Annotated in this window: 15 protein-coding genes; 10 read left to right on the forward strand and 5 right to left on the reverse strand. The window is 47.9% G+C overall.

What is annotated here, in order from left to right; genetic code table 11:
• Positions 1 to 100: 100 nt before the first annotated feature.
• Positions 101 to 1,090 (reverse strand): Gfo/Idh/MocA family protein, encoded by a 990-nt coding sequence (locus EK374_RS09585; protein ID WP_164731853.1) that lies wholly within the window; start codon positions 1,088 to 1,090, stop codon positions 101 to 103.
• Between the two features lie 294 nt (positions 1,091 to 1,384).
• Here EK374_RS09585 and EK374_RS09590 point away from each other — a divergent pair, with 294 nt between their 5' ends.
• From EK374_RS09590 to EK374_RS09605, 4 genes are read left to right on the forward strand one after another with little or no spacing between them, the layout of a single operon-like run.
• Positions 1,385 to 2,788, forward strand: a complete 1,404-nt coding sequence (locus EK374_RS09590; RefSeq protein WP_127022515.1) for an ABC transporter substrate-binding protein — start codon at positions 1,385 to 1,387, stop codon at positions 2,786 to 2,788.
• Entirely contained in the window at positions 2,788 to 3,675 is an 888-nt protein-coding gene (locus EK374_RS09595; protein ID WP_127022518.1) for a carbohydrate ABC transporter permease, read from the forward strand. The genes EK374_RS09590 and EK374_RS09595 overlap by 1 nt, the downstream gene beginning before the upstream one ends.
• Position 3,676: 1 nt before the next feature.
• Positions 3,677 to 4,606, forward strand: coding sequence for a carbohydrate ABC transporter permease (locus EK374_RS09600; RefSeq protein ID WP_206099325.1), 930 nt, complete (start codon positions 3,677 to 3,679; stop codon positions 4,604 to 4,606).
• Positions 4,607 to 4,618: 12 nt separating this feature from the next.
• Complete coding sequence (locus EK374_RS09605; protein WP_127022521.1) at positions 4,619 to 5,728, forward strand: ABC transporter ATP-binding protein; 1,110 nt, start codon at positions 4,619 to 4,621, stop codon at positions 5,726 to 5,728.
• Between the two features lie 73 nt (positions 5,729 to 5,801).
• Here the strand turns inward: EK374_RS09605 and EK374_RS09610 are convergent, their stop codons facing one another.
• The 3 genes from EK374_RS09610 to EK374_RS09620 form a co-directional block, all read right to left on the reverse strand.
• Positions 5,802 to 6,473 carry an HAD-IA family hydrolase gene (locus EK374_RS09610; RefSeq protein ID WP_164731854.1) on the reverse strand — a complete coding sequence of 224 codons (672 nt, stop codon included), beginning with the start codon at positions 6,471 to 6,473 and terminating at the stop codon, positions 5,802 to 5,804.
• Between the two features lie 5 nt (positions 6,474 to 6,478).
• A complete protein-coding gene (locus EK374_RS09615; protein WP_127022527.1) occupies positions 6,479 to 8,905 on the reverse strand; it encodes a GH92 family glycosyl hydrolase in 2,427 nt (808 codons plus the stop codon).
• 93 nt (positions 8,906 to 8,998) lie between these two features.
• Positions 8,999 to 9,736 carry a FadR/GntR family transcriptional regulator gene (locus EK374_RS09620; RefSeq protein ID WP_127022529.1) on the reverse strand — a complete coding sequence of 246 codons (738 nt, stop codon included), beginning with the start codon at positions 9,734 to 9,736 and terminating at the stop codon, positions 8,999 to 9,001.
• A 200-nt stretch (positions 9,737 to 9,936) separates the two neighbouring features.
• Between EK374_RS09620 and manD the strand changes: the two genes are divergently transcribed.
• The 6 genes from manD (at position 9,937) to EK374_RS09650 (ending at position 18,647) form a co-directional block, all read left to right on the forward strand.
• Complete coding sequence (gene manD, locus EK374_RS09625) at positions 9,937 to 11,145, forward strand: D-mannonate dehydratase ManD (protein ID WP_127022532.1); 1,209 nt, start codon at positions 9,937 to 9,939, stop codon at positions 11,143 to 11,145.
• A gap of 46 nt (positions 11,146 to 11,191) precedes the next feature.
• Positions 11,192 to 12,172: a sugar kinase gene (locus EK374_RS09630; RefSeq protein WP_127022535.1), complete on the forward strand. Its 981-nt coding sequence runs from the start codon at positions 11,192 to 11,194 to the stop codon at positions 12,170 to 12,172.
• Positions 12,169 to 13,146, forward strand: a complete 978-nt coding sequence (locus EK374_RS09635) for a carbohydrate kinase family protein (protein WP_127022538.1) — start codon at positions 12,169 to 12,171, stop codon at positions 13,144 to 13,146. The genes EK374_RS09630 and EK374_RS09635 overlap by 4 nt, the downstream gene beginning before the upstream one ends.
• Positions 13,147 to 13,156: 10 nt before the next feature.
• Complete coding sequence (locus EK374_RS09640) at positions 13,157 to 14,356, forward strand: AGE family epimerase/isomerase (protein WP_127022541.1); 1,200 nt, start codon at positions 13,157 to 13,159, stop codon at positions 14,354 to 14,356.
• Positions 14,357 to 14,368: 12 nt separating this feature from the next.
• On the forward strand, positions 14,369 to 15,592 hold the full coding sequence (locus EK374_RS09645) for a sugar MFS transporter (RefSeq protein WP_206099327.1): 1,224 nt from the start codon (positions 14,369 to 14,371) through the stop codon (positions 15,590 to 15,592).
• A 358-nt stretch (positions 15,593 to 15,950) separates the two neighbouring features.
• Positions 15,951 to 18,647, forward strand: coding sequence for a TonB-dependent receptor (locus tag EK374_RS09650; RefSeq protein ID WP_127022544.1), 2,697 nt, complete (start codon positions 15,951 to 15,953; stop codon positions 18,645 to 18,647).
• Positions 18,648 to 18,688: 41 nt separating this feature from the next.
• Here the strand turns inward: EK374_RS09650 and EK374_RS09655 are convergent, their stop codons facing one another.
• Positions 18,689 to 19,609, reverse strand: coding sequence for a family 43 glycosylhydrolase (locus tag EK374_RS09655; RefSeq protein ID WP_127022547.1), 921 nt, complete (start codon positions 19,607 to 19,609; stop codon positions 18,689 to 18,691).
• Positions 19,610 to 19,924: the final 315 nt, after the last annotated feature.

Raw genomic sequence — 19,924 nt, forward strand, 5'->3', positions numbered from 1 at the left:
ACCAATCTTCTATAGATCCAAAGCAGTAAAATCAGCAGGAAACAACCAAAAGGTCGAAGCCAAAGCTCTGACCCAGAGCTTTGGCTAAGATAACCAAGTCTTACAAAGTCACAGGCTTACCATGCTGGCTGGCGGATAACTTGATGGCGTCCCATAACTGTGCCATGCGCAGGCCTTGTTGTACGTCGGATGGGTTTTCTATTTCGCCGTTGCGGGTTTGCATAAATACATTCATCAGGTTGTTGGCGGCTTCCTGATCTTTGCGCACCACATTGCCTTGTGCGTCTTCAATTTCCATCCAGCGGCCCCAGGCGCAAATGCGCACTATGGCTTGTGGAAAGTAGCATTCAATGCGCGATACACAGCGAATGCTGCGGCCACAGGCGTGCAGGTTAAACAGCGTGCCGTCGTTGAGTTCGCCTGAAACGCTGGTCACCACATCTACCGGAAAGCCGTGGTTATGCATAATGGCGCTGATGCGGGAGAAGGGTTTGCTGGTAATTTTTGATACGGTATTCATCATATGAGCGCCGGTATCAAACATAAAACCGCCGCCGGAAATTTCTGGTACTTGCTTCCAGTGGCCTTTGTATTTATCGGCCCAGTCTTCCCAAATAGCGGCATTAATACTGACTAAAGCGCCGTATTTTTCGCTGGCAATGGCGTCTTTTAACTCTTGCACCAGCGGTGATAAACCACCCTGATAAGCTACCACCAAAGTTTTACCAGACTTTTGCTGTGCGGCGGCTAAAGCTTCGGCTTCGGCCACACTGGTGACCATAGGCTTTTCCAGCAGCACGTCCAGCCCTAATTCCAACGCCAGCAAGGCCTGTTCGGCGTGATTGGCATGCGGAGTACAGATATAAACAGCATCCAGCTGTTGGTGCTGCTCTTTTAATAAAGTTTGCCAGCTATCAAAACAGAGTGGGGCGGTTTTACCTGCCTGTGCAGCAATGTTGCAGACGTTGTCCATGGCTTTGCCATTCGGGTCCATCACGGCAAGCAACTGAATGTCAGAGCGCACTATCCAGGTTTGAATGTATTGAGTGGCTTTGGTGCCACAGCCGATAATTGCTAATTTCAGTTCCACGTTATTCTCCACCCACTACTGCTGATAGGAAAGCTGTTGCAGGCTGCGTCAAGCGCCTTGCAACACTTTGTTGTTCTCTCGTGTTGTTCGTTCTTGCTTGTGCAGCCCGGTATGATTTTTTGCACCATTGTGAATCGCACCGCACCATTAAATTGCATATTGACACCGGTGTCAATATGCGTATTATCAATTGCGACAGGGTAAAAAATAGCCGCATCGGCAGAACCTTCATGGGGATGTCAGATAGCAAGGCACAAGCACTAAAAGTGCGATCAAATAAGAAGAGCTGGACAAATGAGCTGGACAAAATTAACGCTGGTGTCGCTGCCTATCGCAGCGGCGGCGGTCGTTGCTGCAATTTGGTGGAGCGGGGAGCTGCCATCAGATTTAGACCCACAGCAAACACGACCCACATTAGTCATCGCAGAGCACAGGACAGCGCGCCTGCAAGCTTTGTATCAAATGCAGCCCAAGCTGGAAGCTGAGCTTGGGGTACGCTTAAAAATTGTCGAATATCCGGCACCACCACAGGATTACTTCACCAAGCTGGTGACAGAACTACGAGCTGGTAATGCACCGGACGTTTTTACTGTGCCACGGGATTTGCAGGTGGACGATTTGGCCGCTGCTGGTTATCTGGCTAATCTGACGGCTGATGTCGAAGCCTGGTCGGGGTATCAGCAACTGCCAGCTTTAGTTAAAACCTTAACCCGCGCCAGTTTTGACGAACAGGTGTATGTGGTGCCTTCTATTGTGGCTGTGGAGCAACTCTATTACCGCCATGATTTGTTAACTGCAGCTGGCATCAGTACTGAACAGCCAAAAGACTGGCAGGATTTGCTCAACCGCAGCCGCCTGATTAAGCAGCAGATGGGCCAGTTCCCGCTGATGATCCCTGCAGGTTTAACCTGGGGTATGGGCTCTTATACCGAAGGTTTTCGTTATTTACTCGCTAGTTTTCAGGATTATCAGCTGTTAAGTGCTGGCAATCAGTATCAGTTGAATGATGATGCGGTGCATCAGGCTTTTGGCTTTTACCAGACGCTGGTGCAGGAACAACTGACACCGGTGAATCCGCTGCTTAACCCAGAACCCTGGGTGATCCCAAAATACGAAATGTTTCCCAAAGGTGAGTTATTGATCACCACCTGTGGCAGCTGGTGCAAAGTATTCGACTGGGGCCCTGGCAGCCGCAATCCTATTGCGAATGTCGATACTTCAGTCCAAACCTGGAAATTCCCCAGTGCCGATGGCGGTGAGCCTTTTGCGTTGGCTTCAGTGGTTTATGCCTGGGCTGTTAATGCTAAATCACGGCAGCAACAGCTTGCCCGTCAACTAGTGCTGGCTTTAGGTGAAGTGGATGTAGCGCTAGCCTATGCGGTGAAGCTGGGTAATGTGCCAGCGCGGCTGGATGCGAAAGAGCATCCTGACTTTATCGCCTTAGGCAGCTTAATGCAGGACCATGCGCTTTTGACTGAAAGCCGTGCACTGCGCACTACGGTAGGTTCGAACGCCATGATGGCTGGTGTGGCTCAGGCGTCTGAAGCTGTACTGACAGGCCGTGCTAATGCGGTGCAGGCACAGCAGCAACTGCATGATTATGTAGTGAATGTGCTGGGCGCTGAGATGGTGGAGCAACAACTTGCCAAAACCCTGCCTTTGCCTGCCGCTTTACCCGCTGACGTGGAGAAGAATTGATGTTTAATATGACGTACGAAGCCAGAAGGCAGTTCGGTTATCGCATTATGATGACACCGGCTTTGTTGCTGATGGCGGCTTTTATTGTATTCCCTGCTTTTTATGCTTTTTCCTTAAGCTTAACTGACGACGCCTTATTGGGCTTTGCGGCGCAGGAATCTTCTTTTGTTGGTTTACGTAATTTCAGCCGCTTGTTTAGCGATCCACTGTTTTGGAACTCACTGAAAGTGACGCTGATTTTTGTCATAGGTTCTGCAGTGATTGGCCAGTTTGTATTGGGTTTTGCATCGGCTTTAATGCTGCAGCGGCCGGTGAAATACAAATCGATTTTTAACGCCATTATTTGTCTGCCAAATGCGGTGCCGGAAATGGTGGTGGGCTTTTTATGGATTTCTATGTTTGCCAGTGGTGAATATGGCACGCTAAACCGTCTGGTGGCCTGGTTTGGTGTCGAGCCACAGCAGTGGTTATACACCTTTCCGTTAATGTCGATCATTATCGTCAACACCTGGCGGGGTATAGCTTTTGCGATGATCTTACTGACCTCAGGCCTGGCTTCTATTCCGAAAGATATTTACGAAGCAGCCCGGGTGGATGGCGCTACAGATACGCAAATTTTCTGGCGTATTACTGTGCCTATGATGATGCCTACCATCTTTCTTTATATGTTTATTTCAACTGTGACCACCTTTGCTATTTTTGGTCTGGTTTACACCTTAAGTCGTGGTGGCCCGGCAAACAGCACTGAGATATTGGGTATTTATATTTACAATCAGTCGTTTACAGCATTTCAGCTGGGCTATGGTGCAGCAGTGGCTGTGATTAGTCTGGTGGTTTCTATGGTGCTGGGAATTATCTATGTCAAAGCACTGAAGGTGGAGGTCTGAGATGGTAACTTTAGTCAGACCGGCCAATGAGGAAACCATCATGACGCATCATTCTTCACAGCGCCGCGCCTATTTAACGCTTGTGCTTATTTCTTTGTTTTGCCTGATGCCATTTTTTTGGGTGGTGCTGGCGGCTTTTGACCCCAAAGCCAGCCAGTTTTTGCAAATTCCTGATGGCATTACCGTTAATCATTTCTGGAACCTGTTGGCCAATGAAAGTGGGGTACGTTGGGTATTAAACTCAGTAGGTATTGTTGGCACTGCCACTTTTCTGACCTTAATTTTGGCCGGTTTTGGCGGTTACGCTTTATCGCGCACTCAGGCCTGGTGGAAACGGCCTTTGTTGTACGCCATTATTCTGGTGCGGATAGTACCGCCGCCAGCTTTGATCGTCCCTGTATACAAAGTGATGCTGTTTTTAAACGACTGGATTAATGGTGTGATCAACAGCCTGACCTCTGATGTGGCTCAACAGCTGGTGTTAAGTCGGATCTTTTCTTTTGTCGATGGTTACCTTGGCCTTATTTTGATCCAAACCGCTATGCAGTTACCGCTGGCGATTTGGATTATGAAAACCTTTTTTGACGCTATTCCAAAAGACTATGAAGAAGCCGCAGCGCTGGATGGTGCCAGTCAGTGGCAAACCGTGCGTCATGTGTTAATACCGCTGGCCTTGCCAGGTTTTGCTGCCGCTGGTTTATTTGCATTTATTAACGCCTGGGGTGATTTTTTAATGCCACTGATGTTCACCTCATCACCTGAGTTACAAACCTTGCCACTGGGCATGTTCCGCGCTTTCTTGCGTGTCGACGCCATTGATTATGGTTTCTTAACGGCACTGGCTGTGATTTACACCTTGCCCGCCGTCATTGCATTTGCCTTCGCCCGAAAGTTTCTGACACAAACTTTCTCCGGCGGCGTGAAAGGATAAGAGGATTTTGTTATGTCACAGATTGAACTGATTAATATTAAAAAGAATTACATGGGCACAGAAGTGGTGAAGGGCATAGATGTCACCATTAACGAAGGCGAATTTGCTGTGATCGTTGGCCCTTCAGGCTGCGGTAAATCCACCTTGTTGCGCATGATTGCAGGTTTAGAAGATATCAGCAGTGGTGAGCTAAAAATTGGCGGCAAGCTGATGAATAACGTCTCACCGGATCAGCGTGAAATAGCCATGGTGTTTCAGTCTTATGCTTTGTATCCGCATATGACGGTAGCGGAAAACATTGGTTTTGCGCTGGCGCTGAAAAAAACGGACAAGGCGGAAATCAATCGTCGGGTGCAGGAAGCTGCCAAAATGCTGGAGCTGGAACATTTACTGGAGCGCAAACCTGCTGCTTTATCCGGTGGTCAGCGCCAACGTGTGGCTATAGGCCGTGCCATAGTAAAACGGCCTAAAGTGATTTTATTTGATGAGCCGTTGTCGAATCTGGACGCTAAATTACGGGTGCAGATGCGTACCGAGCTAATGCGATTACACCGCGAATTTGGTTCCACCATAGTTTATGTCACGCACGATCAGGTGGAAGCCATGACGATGGCGCAAAAAATCATAGTACTGAACAACGGCCATGTCGCTCAGATGGGCAAACCGATGGACCTGTACCGTGACCCGGAAAATACTTTTGTCGCGCAGTTTATTGGTGTGCCAAAAATGAATTTGCTGCGCGGCAATTTACAGGCCGATGTCTTTACGCTGCAGTCGGGTCAGAAGCTACAACTCGATTGTGGTTACTGTGACGGTGTTAATTTACAGCTTGGGGTTCGGCCTGAGCATCTTAAGCTGGAACTGCTGCAGCCGCGCAGTGGCAGTGAAAACAATAGCGAACACAGCTGGACTGTGGATGTGGTAGAGCGCCTTGGCGTAGAAAGTTTTATTCACTTGTGTAATGCCGCTCGTGACGTGTTGGTGCTACGCCTTGAAGGTGACTGTGATTTACAAGTGAATAGCAAAGTGGCGGTGCGCTTTGATTGCAGTCACTGTTATCTGTTTAACGACGCTGGTGTGCGGCTGTTACCAAATTCTGCCGCTATGCATTTGGCGGGCTGATCTCGTTCTCTGGATGGACCTTGGCCAGATTGCTTGTTGGGCACTCTGGCCCTTTTTTTATCTCTGGTTTGTTTTAGTTCGGGTTTAGCCGAAAACAAAGCTTTGATAAAAGCTTGGGAAGAGATTTCATATCATTAAATTCTATCACCGAAGCGGATGGGCTGGTTTCGCCATGGATGTTATAAAACAAAGTGTGCATACCTGCGACCAGGCCTGCCAACACGCCGGGCAGGCTGTCTTCTATCACTACACAATGCTCTGGTGTTGCGCCAAGGCTGGCTGCGGCGTGCAGATATAATGCAGGGTCTGGCTTAAAACGTTGAATATCGTACGCGCTGAAGATGCGATCGTTAAAAAATTCAGTAAGGTCACAAAGTTCCAGCGCCTGCTGCACTTTAAAGCGGGGGCCATTGCTGACCACTGCCATGGGCCAACCTTGCTGCTGACAAAATTGCAGGGCTGAGTTTATACCTGCCACAGCTTTGAGTTCGGCCTGAAACAATTGCCGCACCAGAGCACGGTAACGCGGCTCGGTATCATGGCTTAAACGAACCCCATGTAGCTTTGCCAGTGTGTCGAATATATCCGACAGCTGGCCACCCCGGTAATCCCGGATCAGATCTGGTACCGAAAGCGTGACGCCATATTCGGCAAAAATCTGAGCTAAGGCTTGATTACATAAGCCTTCGCTGTCGACTAGCGTGCCGTCACTGTCAAACAAAAGGCAAAGCTTTACCGGGTTCATTGAGCTCATTGCGTCAGGCTTTTATTGGGTTGGTCAGACATCTGCAGCACCAGCTCACCACCTTTAATAATTTCGCTATGGTACAAATAGCTGCGTTGAAGCACCTTGCCATTTAAGCGGATCTCGCTGATATAAGGCCGGTTTTTGCCGTTATTCAGAGTTTTAATCTTAAACTCTTTGCCGGGATAAAAAGCCGGGTCCAGTTGGATGCGAACTTCATCAAACAGTGGGCTACCGAGCTGATAAACAGGGTCGGCTTCGACACCACCGGACAGCTGAAACAGGCCTATTTTCATCAACACCGACAAACTCCCCATCAGGCCCTGATCTTCATCGCCGTTGTAGCCACGGTCCGGCGATAAGTCACTGTAGACAGTATCGACTATTTGTCTGGACCAATACTGTGTCAGCCAGGGCGCTCCGGCCGCACTGAAAATAAAGGCGGTTTGCATACTGGGCTGATTGCCATAGTTAATAGGGCTGCGGCGGTATTCTTCGTGAGTTTCCTGAGCATGAGCTGTGCCTGAGGTAAAACCCTGTTTTTGCGCTGTTTTAAAGTCGTTATCTAATCTTGTGATCAACCTGTCTTTACCTCCCATCAGCTCCGTCAGGCCTATGATGTCATGAGGCACAAACCAGGTGGCCTGAGCCGGATTGGCTTCAACAAAACCATTTTCGTACTCGTGAGGGTCAAAAGGTGTCTGCCAGCTGCCATCAAGGTTGCGGGGCCGCATATATCCCGTCTGGCTATCGAACTGGTTGCGATAATTCTGCGCTCTTTTGCTGTAAAGTTTCGCATCTTCAGTAAAGCCTAAAGCCGTCGCCAGTTGTGCCAGCGCGTGATCCTGAAAGGAATATTCCAGCGTCTGGCCTGAGCCACGTCTGTGGCTGCCATAATTACTTTCAGTTTCTGGCAAAGGGTAGGGAATGTAACCCCGCTGCAGATAATACTGCATACCTCCGCCTGTGCTGCTGTAATGCTCGTAACCAGCGCGGGCCATGACGCCATCCTGGCTATGGTTGTGCTGCATTGCCTTGTAAGCGGCCTTCACATCAAAATCCTGCTGATTGTTGTACAAGCCTTTTTGATAGTTCGAGACTAAAAATGGCGTCGTAGGTGCGCCTGTCATCACCAGCGTATCCTGTCCACCGGACGGGCCACGCGGAATAAAGCCACCATCTTTGGCATACTGCAACAGGCTGTTGCCCATGTCGGCTGCAATTTGTGGATAAGCCAGAGGCCATAAAGTGGCGATAGTCCACTGTGCGCCCCAGAATGAATCTGAATTGTGATGGTTAAATTTGGGTTTGCCGCTGGCATCCAGCGGTAACTGCCGGACTACAGCTTCAGTGCCAGATAAGTCGGAGTATTCTCCATTGACGTCAGAGATGGCTCTCCGGCCTTGCAGTGAATGCCACAAATCTGTATAGAAACGGCGCTGTTGCTGCTCTGTGCCGCCGCTGATGTTGATGCGACTTAAAGCGTTATTCCATTCTTGCTTTGCTTCTTGTCGAACTTTGGCAAAATCCCAGTGTGGCAGTTCGGTGTCGGCATTGAGTTTAGCGTTGTCGACCGATACATAAGAAATACCCACTTTCAGCAATGTAGGGTTGCTGCTGCCTGCCAGAGTGACCACTAAACCAGCATCATCGCCATCAATACCGCTGACATTATGAAACAGCATCTTGCCACGCCAGGCATCCAGCTGTTGCACCTTCTGGTTAAAACGGGCATAAAAATACACTTTCACCGGCTTGGTGCGCCGCTCTGTGCCTTGATTGGTGATATAGCCTGCCACTGCATTTTGGCCTTGCAACTGCGCTTGAGCATGGCCAAGGCGGGATGGCCCCATCAAACCACCTAACTGAAACAGCACCTGTTGGGGCTGATTGGCTGCATAGGTGTATTGATGAAAACCAACTCTGGAGGTGGAGGTTAAGGCTACTTCTATTTGGTAACGGTCCAGCTTTAACTGATGAAAGCCGGGTTGAACTACTTCGCCATTATGGGAAAAGTCTGAATAGTAATCGGTTTTTAACTGCTCCAGCTTTTGGTTGGAAGACAGTGGCATGACAGATAAACCCGCCAGCTGCCACTCATGAATATGGTTAAAGCCTTTGATTTGTTTGGAGTGATAACGGTAGCCGCTGCCCCATTCGCCTTCAAGATCGGTATCCGGAAACAGGCTAACCATACCAAAAGGGCGGGCGGCTGAACTGAAGAAAAACCAGCGGCTGTTGGCACTATCAAGGTAGGGATACACCAAATCAACAGGCTCTCTGCTTGCAGCTTCAGTCATTGGCGCAACACCACAACACAAAACCAGCGCCAGCAGCGCAGAGCGAAACTTTGTGGGTTTGCTGTGTGCCTTCGTTGTGAAAAAAAACTTAGGTAGAAGGGCCGGAGGCTGGTGAGAAAAGAGGGCTGTCATCAGATGCCTTACTAAAAGTCGCTGCAAGATGCCCTATGTATAACAAATTGGACAGGCCAATTGCAACACTGGCTTGTCCACAGATCGTGCTATCTAGTCCGCAATCAACAAAATATAAGCTTCAGTGACTTGAGCTATATGCTCCTGCATTGCGGCTCTGGCGCCCGTTGCGTCGCGGCGGCTTAAGCATTGATAAATTTTTTCATGCGCCTGAATATTAGGGCCTGCAACCTGACGGCGGATTTTTTCGGCAAATAACCGGCTGATTTCCGATGACTCACGCAAAGTCCATAACCATTCCACCATAGATTGCAAAGCGCTATTGCGGGTGGCGCTGGCAATTAACTGATGAAATTTGCCATCAAAAGCTTCGGCTTCAGAGGTTTTTTGTGCTGCAACTAAAGCCGTCATCTGGTTTAAATAAGCTTTGAGTTTTAACAACTCTTCATTACTGATGCGCTCTGCAGCTAAAGCCGCTGCATCACCTTCTATCAATAATCGGGCTTCCATTATCTCCAGCGGGCCTGGGGCGTCATCAGCCAAAATGGAGCTTTTTAATGCGGCTGATTTCAGTACATAAACCCCTGATCCCGGCTTAATTTCAACCAGTCCTGACACTTCCAGCGCTATTAATGCTTCACGCACTGTTTGGCGGCTGACGTCGTAGTGCTGCGCTAAATCGCGTTCTGCCGGCAGCCGATCACCAGGATTGAGGTCGCCTTTGGCTATGTTTTGCGCCAGCTTGTCGGCGATCAATAAATATAGCCGTGGGCTATTGGCCTGACTGCGTTCTGTACTGAGCTGCAGTGGAGAGTCTGTTGTTTGTGTCATCTTGGCTTCAAATTTATTTTGGACTGACCAAATATTTAATATTGCAAATTGGACAGGCCAAATGTTAGTGTTAATCAATAGGCCTGACCAATTTAATCTGTCGACCGGCACAATTCAAGCGTAGTAGACAAACCTGTTGTTGAGTTTGTTGTTTTGGATAGCTGTAGCTGGCAGTCACTCAGAGGAAAATTATAAAAGTTATGAAAATTATTGATGCAAAAGTTATTGTGACCTGCCCGGGCAGGAACTTTGTCACTATTAAAATCACCACAGATCAGGGCCTGTATGGCATAGGGGATGCGACTCTTAATGGCCGTGAACTGGCAGTTGCCAGTTATTTGCAGGATCACCTGATCCCTTGCCTGATTGGCCGTGATGCCAGTCGTATAGAAGATATCTGGCAGTTTTTTTATCGTGGTGCTTACTGGCGTCGTGGCCCTGTAGGTATGACAGCTATTGCCGCCATAGACGTGGCGCTGTGGGACATTAAAGCCAAAGCCGCCAATATGCCGTTGTATCAGCTGTTGGGTGGTCGGAGCCGCGATGGTGTGATGGTCTATGGTCATGCCAATGGCCGTGATATCGAAGAAACAGTGGCTGAAGTAGGTCGTTATATCGATATGGGCTACAAAGCGATCCGGGCTCAAACCGGTGTGCCTGGCCTTGCCAGTACTTATGGTGTATCCGGCGATAAAATGTATTACGAACCAGCGGATGGCAACCTGCCGACTGAAAACCTTTGGTCGACCAGCAAGTATTTAAACTCTGTGCCTAAACTGTTTGAAACTCTGCGCGACACTTATGGTTTTGAGCATCACTTATTACACGACACCCATCATCGCTTAACACCTATTGAAGCTGCGCAACTGGGTAAGTCGTTAGAGCCCTACAAATTATTCTGGCTGGAAGATGCCGTACCTGCTGAACTGCAGGAAGGTTTCCGTTTATTCCGTCACCATACCACCACTCCTATTGCTGTTGGCGAAGTGTTTTCTTCTATTCATGACTGCCAGCAACTGATCAGCGAACAGCTGATTGACTATATCCGCACCACCATAGTCCACGGAGGCGGTATCACGCATTTACGTCGTATTGCTCATCTGGCTGAGCTGTATCATGTTCGCACTGGTTTCCATGGCGCGACCGATTTAAGCCCTGTGACTATGGGCGCTGCGCTGCACTTTGACACCTGGGTGCCCAACTTTGGTATTCAGGAATATATGCGTCATACACCGGAAACCGATGCTGTGTTCCCGCATGACTATCACTTTGATAATGGCTATCTGAAAATTGGTGAAACACCAGGTCATGGTGTGGATATTGATGAAGCTTTGGCCGCCAAATACCCTTATCAACGTGCTTATCTGCCGGTAAACCGGTTAGAAGACGGCACCATGTTTAACTGGTAATCAGCGTGGGCTGTTCAACCTTATTCCCGCCACAGCGGTGCTGTTTATGATTGCTGTACTGGGCGAAGTAATGATTGAACTGGCTCCAGCCGGAGCCGGTTTATTGAAAACCGGTGTGGCCGGAGATACCTACAACACAGCAGTGATGCTCAGCCAATTGGGTGCGCAAGTCTGTTATGCCACGGCTTTGGGGGATGACAACTTCAGCACTGACATCCGCAGTGCTATGCAGCAGCACGGCTTAACAATCAGTGCTGTACTGACCTTAAAGGCGCAGCAACCGGGGCTTTATTGCATTAGCAATAGTGCCGATGGCGAGCGTAGTTTCAGTTATTGGCGTCAGCAATCCGCGGCGCGACAAGCTTTTCAATCCGGACTGTTATTTGAGCAGTTACTGCAGGCCATCAGCCATTGCACAGATATCTACTGGAGCGGTATTACGTTGTCGTTAATGAGCGATGGGGTGTTGTCGCGCTGGCTGCTGTTTCTACAGCAACTGCGAAACCGTGGTGGCCGGGTTTATTTTGATACTAATTTTCGGGCTGCTTTATGGCAGGACCGAACCAGCAAGCTAGCAAGCTATCAGGCAGCTTTGCTGCACTGTGATTATTTCCTGCCAAGTCTGGAGGATTGTCAGAGTATTTGGGAGTGCGACAGCCTGACTCAGGCGCTCGAGCTATTACAAAGCGAACTCCCTGTGTCCGGACCTGCACCTGTGGTTTGCCTGACAGCGCAACAGCAGGTGTTTTGGCTTGAAGCCGGCACTATTAAACAGTTCAGCCTGAAGTTCAGCGAACAGATGCTGGATGCCACGGGAGCTGGTGATGCCTTCAGCGGAGCCTTGATTGCAGCGCTGCAGCAGGGCTTAACTGCAGAGTCAGCAGTACAAATAGCTCATAGCGCAGCGAGTTTAGTGGTGCAGCATCAGGGTGCTATTTTGCCGGACTCTGTCTGGCCACAACTAAAACTGCGGCTGCTGCAACTGGGTTTACGGCCACAGCAAACACAGAGTGGGAGTTCTGTATGAGCAAAGTGATTTGTTTTGGTGAAGCGCTGATCGACTTTATCAGTGGCCAGAGCCTGTTTTCTGATGGTTTACAGTTGCCCCAGTTCGGCCAGTATCCAGGTGGAGCTCCGGCCAATGCGGCAGTAGCTGTCGCCAAATTAGGTGGCAACGCCAGTTTTGTTGGTCAGGTTGGCCGGGACCTGTTTGGCGATTTCCTTAAAACTGCGTTACAGCATTATGGCGTCGACACCAGTGCTTTGGCGCAACATGCCACAGCCAAAACCGCTTTGGCTTTTGTCGCACATGATGACAAGGGCGAGCGTAGTTTTTCCTTTTATCGTGATGCCTCGGCCGATTTGTTGTTCAGCAAGGCGCAAATAACCCCGCAACTATTTGAGGGTGGCAAAGTGCTGCATTTTTGCAGCAATACGCTGGTAGAACCTGCCATAGCTGAAGTAACAGCTGAATTGATGCGTCAGGCTAAAAGTCGGGGGCTTTGGTTAAGCTTTGATGTCAATTTACGCCATAACTTATGGTTTGAAGGCCAGGCCAATACCGGATTGGTGCGCCGTTTTGTCGCACAAGTCGATATTCTGAAGTTCTCTTTGGACGAGATCCTTTATTTATTAAACGACACCAGCATGGACATTCCGGCTTATGTGCAGCAACTGCTGAGCGATAAAGCGCAGCTGGTGGTGATTACCCATGACGATAAACCACTGCAGTACTTCAGCCGTTATGCGCAGGGAGTATTGCCTGTGCCGCAAGTACAGGTGGTGGATACCACTTGTGGCGGTGACGCTTTTAGTGGTGGTTTGTTATATCAGCTTTGTCAGCTCAATGATTTGGACAGTTTTTGTCAGTCCGATCCTGCACTCCAACACACATTAAATTTTGCCGCCCGGTGTGGTGCTCATGCAGTCACAAGGCCTGGCGCTTTTCCGGCTCTGCCTGTGCTGGCTGATGTGGCGTCAGCAAGGGTTACAGAAGAATAAGGATTTAACGATGCAACAACAGGTTATTCAGGCTTTAACAAAGCCCTACAGCAGAGATTTTCTGCTATCGCATTGTCGCGACATTCTGGCGTTTTACGATGCACGAGTAATAGACCCGACAGGCGGGTTTTTCCATAACTATCTGGATAACGGCACGCTGTTTAATCCGGGTTTTCGCCAATTGGTCAGCAGCACCCGGCTGATTGTCAACTACGCCCGCGCCAGCCAGGTACTGAAAGAGCCAGGCTATATGGACTATGCATTACATGGCCTGAAGTATCTCGAAAACGTGCACTGGCAGGCTCAAACCCGTTCTTACGCCTGGACTTTACAGGATCATCAGCCGCTGGATATGACGCAGCAAGCTTATGGTTATGCCTTTGTGTTGTTGGCTTATGCTGCTGTACATAAAGCTGGCGTGGCGGACAGAGCTGCAAAAATGAGTGAAACCTATGAGCTGCTGCAGCAGCGTTTCTGGCAGGACGAGTTTGGCCTTTATGCCGATGAAATCAGTGCTGAGGGTGTCATGAGTTCGTATCGGGGCCAGAACGCCAATATGCATTTATGCGAAGCCATGATTGCTGCTTATGACGCCACAGGCGAGCAGCGTTATTTGGAGAAAGCCAAGCAGATTGCCTACAACATTACAGTACGGCAGGCCGGTTTGACCGACGGTCTGGTGTGGGAGCATTACGACGTTCAGTTCCAGCCAGACTGGGATTACAACAAAGCCGATCCTAAAAACTTGTATCGCCCCTGGGGTTTTCAACCTGGTCATCAGACCGAGTGGAGCAAATTACTGCTGCTTATTCACCGTTTTTCGCCTGACGCAGCTTTGGTCGAAAAAGCCAGTAGCCTGTTTGATCGTGCTTTTGCCACGGCATGGGACTCAGAGCATGGCGGTCTGATTTATGGCTACGACCCCCAAGGCAATTGGTGTGATGACGACAAGTATTTTTGGGTGCAAGCCGAGAGTTTTGCCGCTGCAGCTTTGCTCTATCAGCAAAAAGAAGAACCTAAGTATCTGCAAGCCTATGAGCAGTTATGGAGCTACAGCTGGCAGCATTTTGTTGACCATCAATACGGCGCCTGGTTTCGCGTACTGACGCGGGATAACCGCAAGTACTCCAATGAAAAAAGCAGCGCTGGTGCCAAGTGTGATTACCACACGCTGTGCGCTTGTTTTGATGTACTGGCGGCAATGCCATAACAGAGGTTATTTATGCAAATTCATACATCAGCTGCAGTCACAGGCGAAGCGTCGGGCCAATTTAATGCGCGTTTTGCCTTTTGGGCTATGACATCGCTGTTTTTTATCTGGGGCTTTATTACGGCACTGAATGATATTTTATTGCCTTATCTGAAAGGGGCTTTTTCATTAAGTTACCTGCAGGCAGCTTTGGTGCAGTTCTGCTTTTTTGGTGCTTATTTTATTGTGTCGCCGCTGGCTGGCAGGCTGCTGGAAAAAGTGGGCTACAGAAACGGTATTCTGACCGGTTTACTCACTATTGCCGTCGGTTGTTGTCTATTTTACCCAGCGGCAGAACTGGGTTTATACAGCTTCTTTTTGCTGGCGTTATTTGTACTGGCGTCCGGCATTACAGTATTGCAGGTGTCGGCGAATCCTTATGTGGCGGTACTGGGTGATGAGCAGCATGCGGCCAGTCGCTTGAGTCTGGCGCAGGCGGTCAATTCAGTGGGCCATACAGCCGGGCCTTTATTTGGTGCTGTACTTATTCTGGCGGCAACGGGGGAGGCTGGTTCTTCCAAATCTGTGCAACTGCCTTATCTGTTACTGGCCAGCGTTTTAGTCGTCACGGCCCTGGTGTTTTACCGGCTGCGTTTGCCTGATATCCAACAATCTGCTGAAGAACAACAGACAGAGGCCTTTCGCATAAGGCGTTTTCCACAGCTGAAATTTGGTGTGCTGGCGATCTTTTTATATGTAGGCGCTGAAGTGGCAGTAGGTAGCTACCTGGTCAATCTGTTTATGCAGCTTGGGATCAGCGGTATGACCGAAGTGACGGCGGGCGCTATGGTGTCTTATTACTGGGGCGCAGCTATGGTTGGGCGTTTTGTCGGGGCTGGCCTGATGCGTTTTATTAAACCGACCAGTTTATTAGCACTGAATTCCGCTCTGGCAGTGGCCATGATCCTGCTGGCAGTGAATAGCAGCGGAGACTTTGCCATGTGGACCATTCTGGCCGTCGGCTTTTTTAACTCCATTATGTTTCCAACCATTTTTACTTTGGCTATCCGCGGTCTTGCTCAGCATACAGGCCGGGCTTCGGGGTATTTGTGTCAGGGCATAGTGGGTGGCGCTGTATTGCCATTGTTGCAGGGCGTTGCGGCCGATTTAACCTCAGTGCAGTGGAGCTTTCTGGTGCCTGCTTGTTGTTATGTCTACATAGCCTGGTATGCGTTGGTGGGGTCGAAACCAGGTTAACTCTGTACATTTGGCGATACAGTTTGGATTTCTTGACGAAAAGCTATATATCAAGCTGTTGATACCGGTGTCATTGTTTTGTTGTAAGCAGATATTTCAATTTTAAAAAGTTGGTTGCAGGTTCTGAGTCAAACGCTGTTTTTATGAAGTGAAAAACCATTAATACATTGATTTATATAAACTAACCACATTTATTACGCAGTTGTGAAGCAATGGTCACAACAGAGTTGTTCCTGAGTTATATAGTTTTAGTTTTGCTGTTTTTAGAAAGTTAGGAGAAAAATTGCTCAACATATTGACACCGGTGTCAGTAATTGACTAAGTTAAGTTGCTAGAAAAAAAAACAACAGGGGTAGACATGAAAAATTATAAAAAAACAGCACTGTCGCTGGCTGTACTCAGCACACTGACAGCGGGTTTCCAAAGCACTGCAATAGCGCAGGAAAAGGAAGCTGATACAGAAGTGATCGAAGTTCGTGGTTTTCGTAACTCAGTAATTAAAGCCAAAGATTTAAAACGTGAAGCTATGATTGCTCAGGACTCTATTGTTGCTGAGGACATTGCTGATTTTCCGGATTTAAACCTGGCAGATTCGTTGCAACGTGTGCCTGGTGTAGCGATCACCCGTGAAGGTGGTGAAGGCCGCCAAATCTCATTACGCGGCTTAGGCCCGGATTTTACCCGAGTACAGGTCAATGGTATGGAGGCGTTGGGGACGTCGTCATCACCTATGGACAGCCGCGGTGCTGTAGGCCGGTCTCGTGCTTTTGACTTTAATATTTTTGCGTCTGAATTATTTAACCAAATCGACGTGAAAAAATCCTATTCTTCCGACCAGGAAGAAGGTGGTATTGGCGGTACCGTGAATTTACGTACTGCCAAGCCTTTTGACTATGACGGTTTTCAGGGCGCGGTAGCAGGTAGTTTAGGTACTAACACCAATGCCGAGGAAACCAACCCACGTATCGCCGGTATGATTTCTAATACCTGGGGTGATTTTGGTGCTTTGGCTTCAGTAGCTTATAGTCAGAAAAACTCCAGTGAATACGGTTCTAACACCTACCGTTGGCGCCAGGTTCGTGCCACCAATGGCATTAGCGACTCAGTAGACGCTGATACAGCAGCCAAAGCCGCAGCGGGTGAGCTATGGTTTGCCCGTGGTAACCGCTATTCAGTCTGGAACAATGATCAGGAACGTTTGGGTGTCACCACAGCGCTGCAATATCGTCCAAGCAATGACTTGAAATTTGCCTTGGAACTGATGCATGGCCGGCTGGAAAATACGCTGGACGAACACCATATTTCCACCGGTGGCTCAAGCAGCACGGCTTTAGGCCGCATTGAAGCTCTGGACTACATTGACAATAACGGCGATTTGGAAGTGGTCAAAGCAACTTTCAGTAATTCAACTATCCGCACTGAAAACCGCGCTGATTACAACGAATCAGTCTTTAATCAAATTACTTTTAATACGGACTGGCAAATCAACGACAAATTGGGCATGAAGTTCCAGTTAGGCACCAGCTCATCAGATTATGATCAGCCAAAAGTCGATAAGGTGAACCTGACTCGCCGGGGTGGTATTACTACAGACTACACAGTAGACCGTTTTTATGGTCAGCACAGTTATGACTTTGATCCAGCTGATATGGCAGGTTGGACTGTAAAAGACATTTACTTCCGCGAAGATTACATCGCCACTGATTTCGATAACGGCAAACTGGATTTTGACTACTCATTAGATGACGCTGGAATCATCAGCTTTGGTGCAAACTATAAAAAGTTCAGTAACAGTGGCAATAACCGAGAAGACGCAGGTTATGTCGAAACCAAAGCAACTCCGCTGAATAATGGCGTAAAAACCATTTCTGATGCAGTGTCTAATGTGTACTCCGGCCACCCTTACATTTCCTGGGTGCAGGCTGATGTGGATGAGCTGCAGAAGTTTTATGGTATTCACAATTTAGCACTGGGCGAAGATAAGATCATTCAGACCAACTCTTACACTGTGGAAGAAGAAACCAGTAGTTTTTACAGCCAGTACAGTTGGGACTCTATGATTGCTGGTAAAACTCTGCGTGGTAGCGTCGGAGCACGTTATTACAAAACATCTTTAACTTCTAAAGGTGTGTCACAAGGTCAGAATGTCACCATAGAGCGCGATTATTCTGATGTATTACCAACGTTAAACCTGGTCTATGAGCTGGATGATGAGTTGTTATTACGTTTTGGTGCCAGTAAAAACCTGACCCGTCCTTCGCTGAATGCAATTTCAGTATCAGCAAACGTGGCGCAGATGACGGGCTCGCCGGGTGAGGTGGGTAAAATTACTATTGGTAATCCGGATCTGAAACCTTTTGAGTCCACCAACTTTGATTTGGCGTTGGAACAGTACTTTGAAGGCGTAGGTTCTTTATCTGCCGCTGTATTCTGGAAAGATATTGAAAACTTTATAGTGACAGAAGTAGAAACTAAAAAGTTCAGCGAAATGGGCTTGCCGGAAAGTCTGTTACCTAACGGCGCGACTGTGGATTCGTTGTTTGATATCACGTCTCCACAAAACTCAGATTCATCCACCATCAAAGGTGCAGAACTGGCGTTCCAGCGTGATTTCGACTTTTTACCAGCACCATTTAATCAAATGGGGATGATTGCTAACTATACCTGGGTTGATGGCACCACTTTGTATCGTAACGTGCAGGGTACTGGTCTGGATCAGGTGAAAAGCTTCCCTGGCTTATCCAAACAAAGCTATAACCTGACGTTCTACTACGAAACTGATACCTGGGGTGGTCGTGTAGCCGGTGCTCATCGCAGCGATTACATCAACTCAGTGGAAGGTGGCCTGCGTGACCATGATGAAAGTGGTTTCCATGCAACAACCTACATAGACTTCTCTGCGTTCTACAAAGTAAGTGAAGCCTTAAAGCTGAGTATTGAAGCTATCAACCTGACCAACCAGCGCGAAGAGCAATACAGCGATTCGAATGACCGTTTGTACAACACCACCACCAGTGGTCGTACTTACATGATTGGTATGGCGTATAAGTTTTGATGTGCCGGGGTCAGAGCTTTTTGCTCTGACCCCTTTATTTTTTATTTGATTATTATCGGCAGAATAGAACCATCTTTTGCATACTGCAGTTCAGTAAAACGTATTGTTCTTTTATGATCGCCTCCGCCTGACGCAGAACCATCATGATAAAAGAAATAGCTTTTGCCATCTTTTTCTATAATAGCCTGATGATTGGTTGATATAGGCAAGTAATCAAATACAACACCACGATACGTAAAGGGACCCATAGGGTTGTTGCCAGTGGCGTAAACAATTTGTCCTGGCCAGCCTGTAGAGAAAGTAAAATAATACGTACCATTGTGTTCATGTAAATAGGGTGCTTCACCATATTTCTTTTTCTTATCATCTTCAGGAAAACCCTGAATGATAATGTCCTGAATATCGCCATCCAGTTGTTGCATGTTTTCTTTTAATTTCACAACTTTAGGAATTCGGGTGCCAAAATATAAATAGGTCTGGCCATCTTTATCAATAAAAACCATAGGATCTATAGGTTCTGCGCCTGCATTGGCGTCACGCGGCGTTTCAATTAAAGCTTTACCGAGCGGGTCTTTAAAACCTGTAAAAGGCTTATCGCTGACGGCAACCCCTATTTGTTTGCCGCCGACAGGTGCAAAAAAGTAAAACTTGCCATTGCGCTCAATAGCTCCCGGCGCCCAGGCTTTGGCTGTTTTTTCTGCCCATGCAAAGACGGAGATATCTAAAAACGAGCCCTCATCCTGCCAGCTTTCTAAGTCGGCTGAAGAAAATAACCGCCAGTCGGTAGAGTCCCAATAAGTGCCACTGTTGTCTTGATCGTTGGTGGCGTATAAATAATATTTTCCAGCAAAAAAATGAATAGAAGGGTCGGCACTGAAACGTTCTGATATTAATGTTTCGGCACTGGCAGGCATAAAAGCCAGCATGATAGAAAGTGCCAGACAACAGGATCGTTTTTTCATTAACATTCACCTCGGTTAATTGAAATAAAATTCGATGGAGCAGTTATATCTAATTTCAACTCTAAAGTGAATGCTGTTGTTGGTTTTTGATTCAGTTGATTTAAAGTTTTTTTTATTCAATCTTGTTCATCTTGTGTTTTGGTGATTAGTTTTTTAATTATTTTTTGTTGGCTGGCTTAGTGTGGGGTGTTTGTTTTTTTCTCTATCAGGTTTTTATGATGTGATCCAGGTTTTATCTATGAAGGATGTGAGTGTAAATGTTCCTGACTTATTCAATGAATAACTGTCCGAGCATGTCATTTTATCTGTATAGGG

It is taken from the genome of Rheinheimera mangrovi, assembly GCF_003990335.1.
GTDB classification, from domain to species: Bacteria; Pseudomonadota; Gammaproteobacteria; order Enterobacterales; family Alteromonadaceae; genus Pararheinheimera; species Pararheinheimera mangrovi.

What these genes read in the sequence shown, in the direction of transcription:
- EK374_RS09630 (WP_127022535.1), top strand. Translation starts at nt 11,192, where the DNA reads ATGATTGCTGTACTGGGCGAAGTAATGATTGAACTGGCTCCAGCCGGA.
- EK374_RS09640 (WP_127022541.1), top strand. Translation starts at nt 13,157, where the DNA reads ATGCAACAACAGGTTATTCAGGCTTTAACAAAGCCCTACAGCAGAGAT.
- EK374_RS09620 (WP_127022529.1), bottom strand. Translation starts at nt 9,736, where the DNA reads ATGACACAAACAACAGACTCTCCACTGCAGCTCAGTACAGAACGCAGT.
- EK374_RS09605 (WP_127022521.1), top strand. Translation starts at nt 4,619, where the DNA reads ATGTCACAGATTGAACTGATTAATATTAAAAAGAATTACATGGGCACA.
- EK374_RS09595 (WP_127022518.1), top strand. Translation starts at nt 2,788, where the DNA reads ATGTTTAATATGACGTACGAAGCCAGAAGGCAGTTCGGTTATCGCATT.
- EK374_RS09615 (WP_127022527.1), bottom strand. Translation starts at nt 8,905, where the DNA reads ATGACAGCCCTCTTTTCTCACCAGCCTCCGGCCCTTCTACCTAAGTTT.
- EK374_RS09645 (WP_206099327.1), top strand. Translation starts at nt 14,369, where the DNA reads ATGCAAATTCATACATCAGCTGCAGTCACAGGCGAAGCGTCGGGCCAA.
- EK374_RS09650 (WP_127022544.1), top strand. Translation starts at nt 15,951, where the DNA reads ATGAAAAATTATAAAAAAACAGCACTGTCGCTGGCTGTACTCAGCACA.
- EK374_RS09655 (WP_127022547.1), bottom strand. Translation starts at nt 19,609, where the DNA reads ATGAAAAAACGATCCTGTTGTCTGGCACTTTCTATCATGCTGGCTTTT.
- manD (WP_127022532.1), top strand. Translation starts at nt 9,937, where the DNA reads ATGAAAATTATTGATGCAAAAGTTATTGTGACCTGCCCGGGCAGGAAC.
- EK374_RS09610 (WP_164731854.1), bottom strand. Translation starts at nt 6,473, where the DNA reads ATGAACCCGGTAAAGCTTTGCCTTTTGTTTGACAGTGACGGCACGCTA.
- EK374_RS09635 (WP_127022538.1), top strand. Translation starts at nt 12,169, where the DNA reads ATGAGCAAAGTGATTTGTTTTGGTGAAGCGCTGATCGACTTTATCAGT.
- EK374_RS09600 (WP_206099325.1), top strand. Translation starts at nt 3,677, where the DNA reads ATGGTAACTTTAGTCAGACCGGCCAATGAGGAAACCATCATGACGCAT.
- EK374_RS09590 (WP_127022515.1), top strand. Translation starts at nt 1,385, where the DNA reads ATGAGCTGGACAAAATTAACGCTGGTGTCGCTGCCTATCGCAGCGGCG.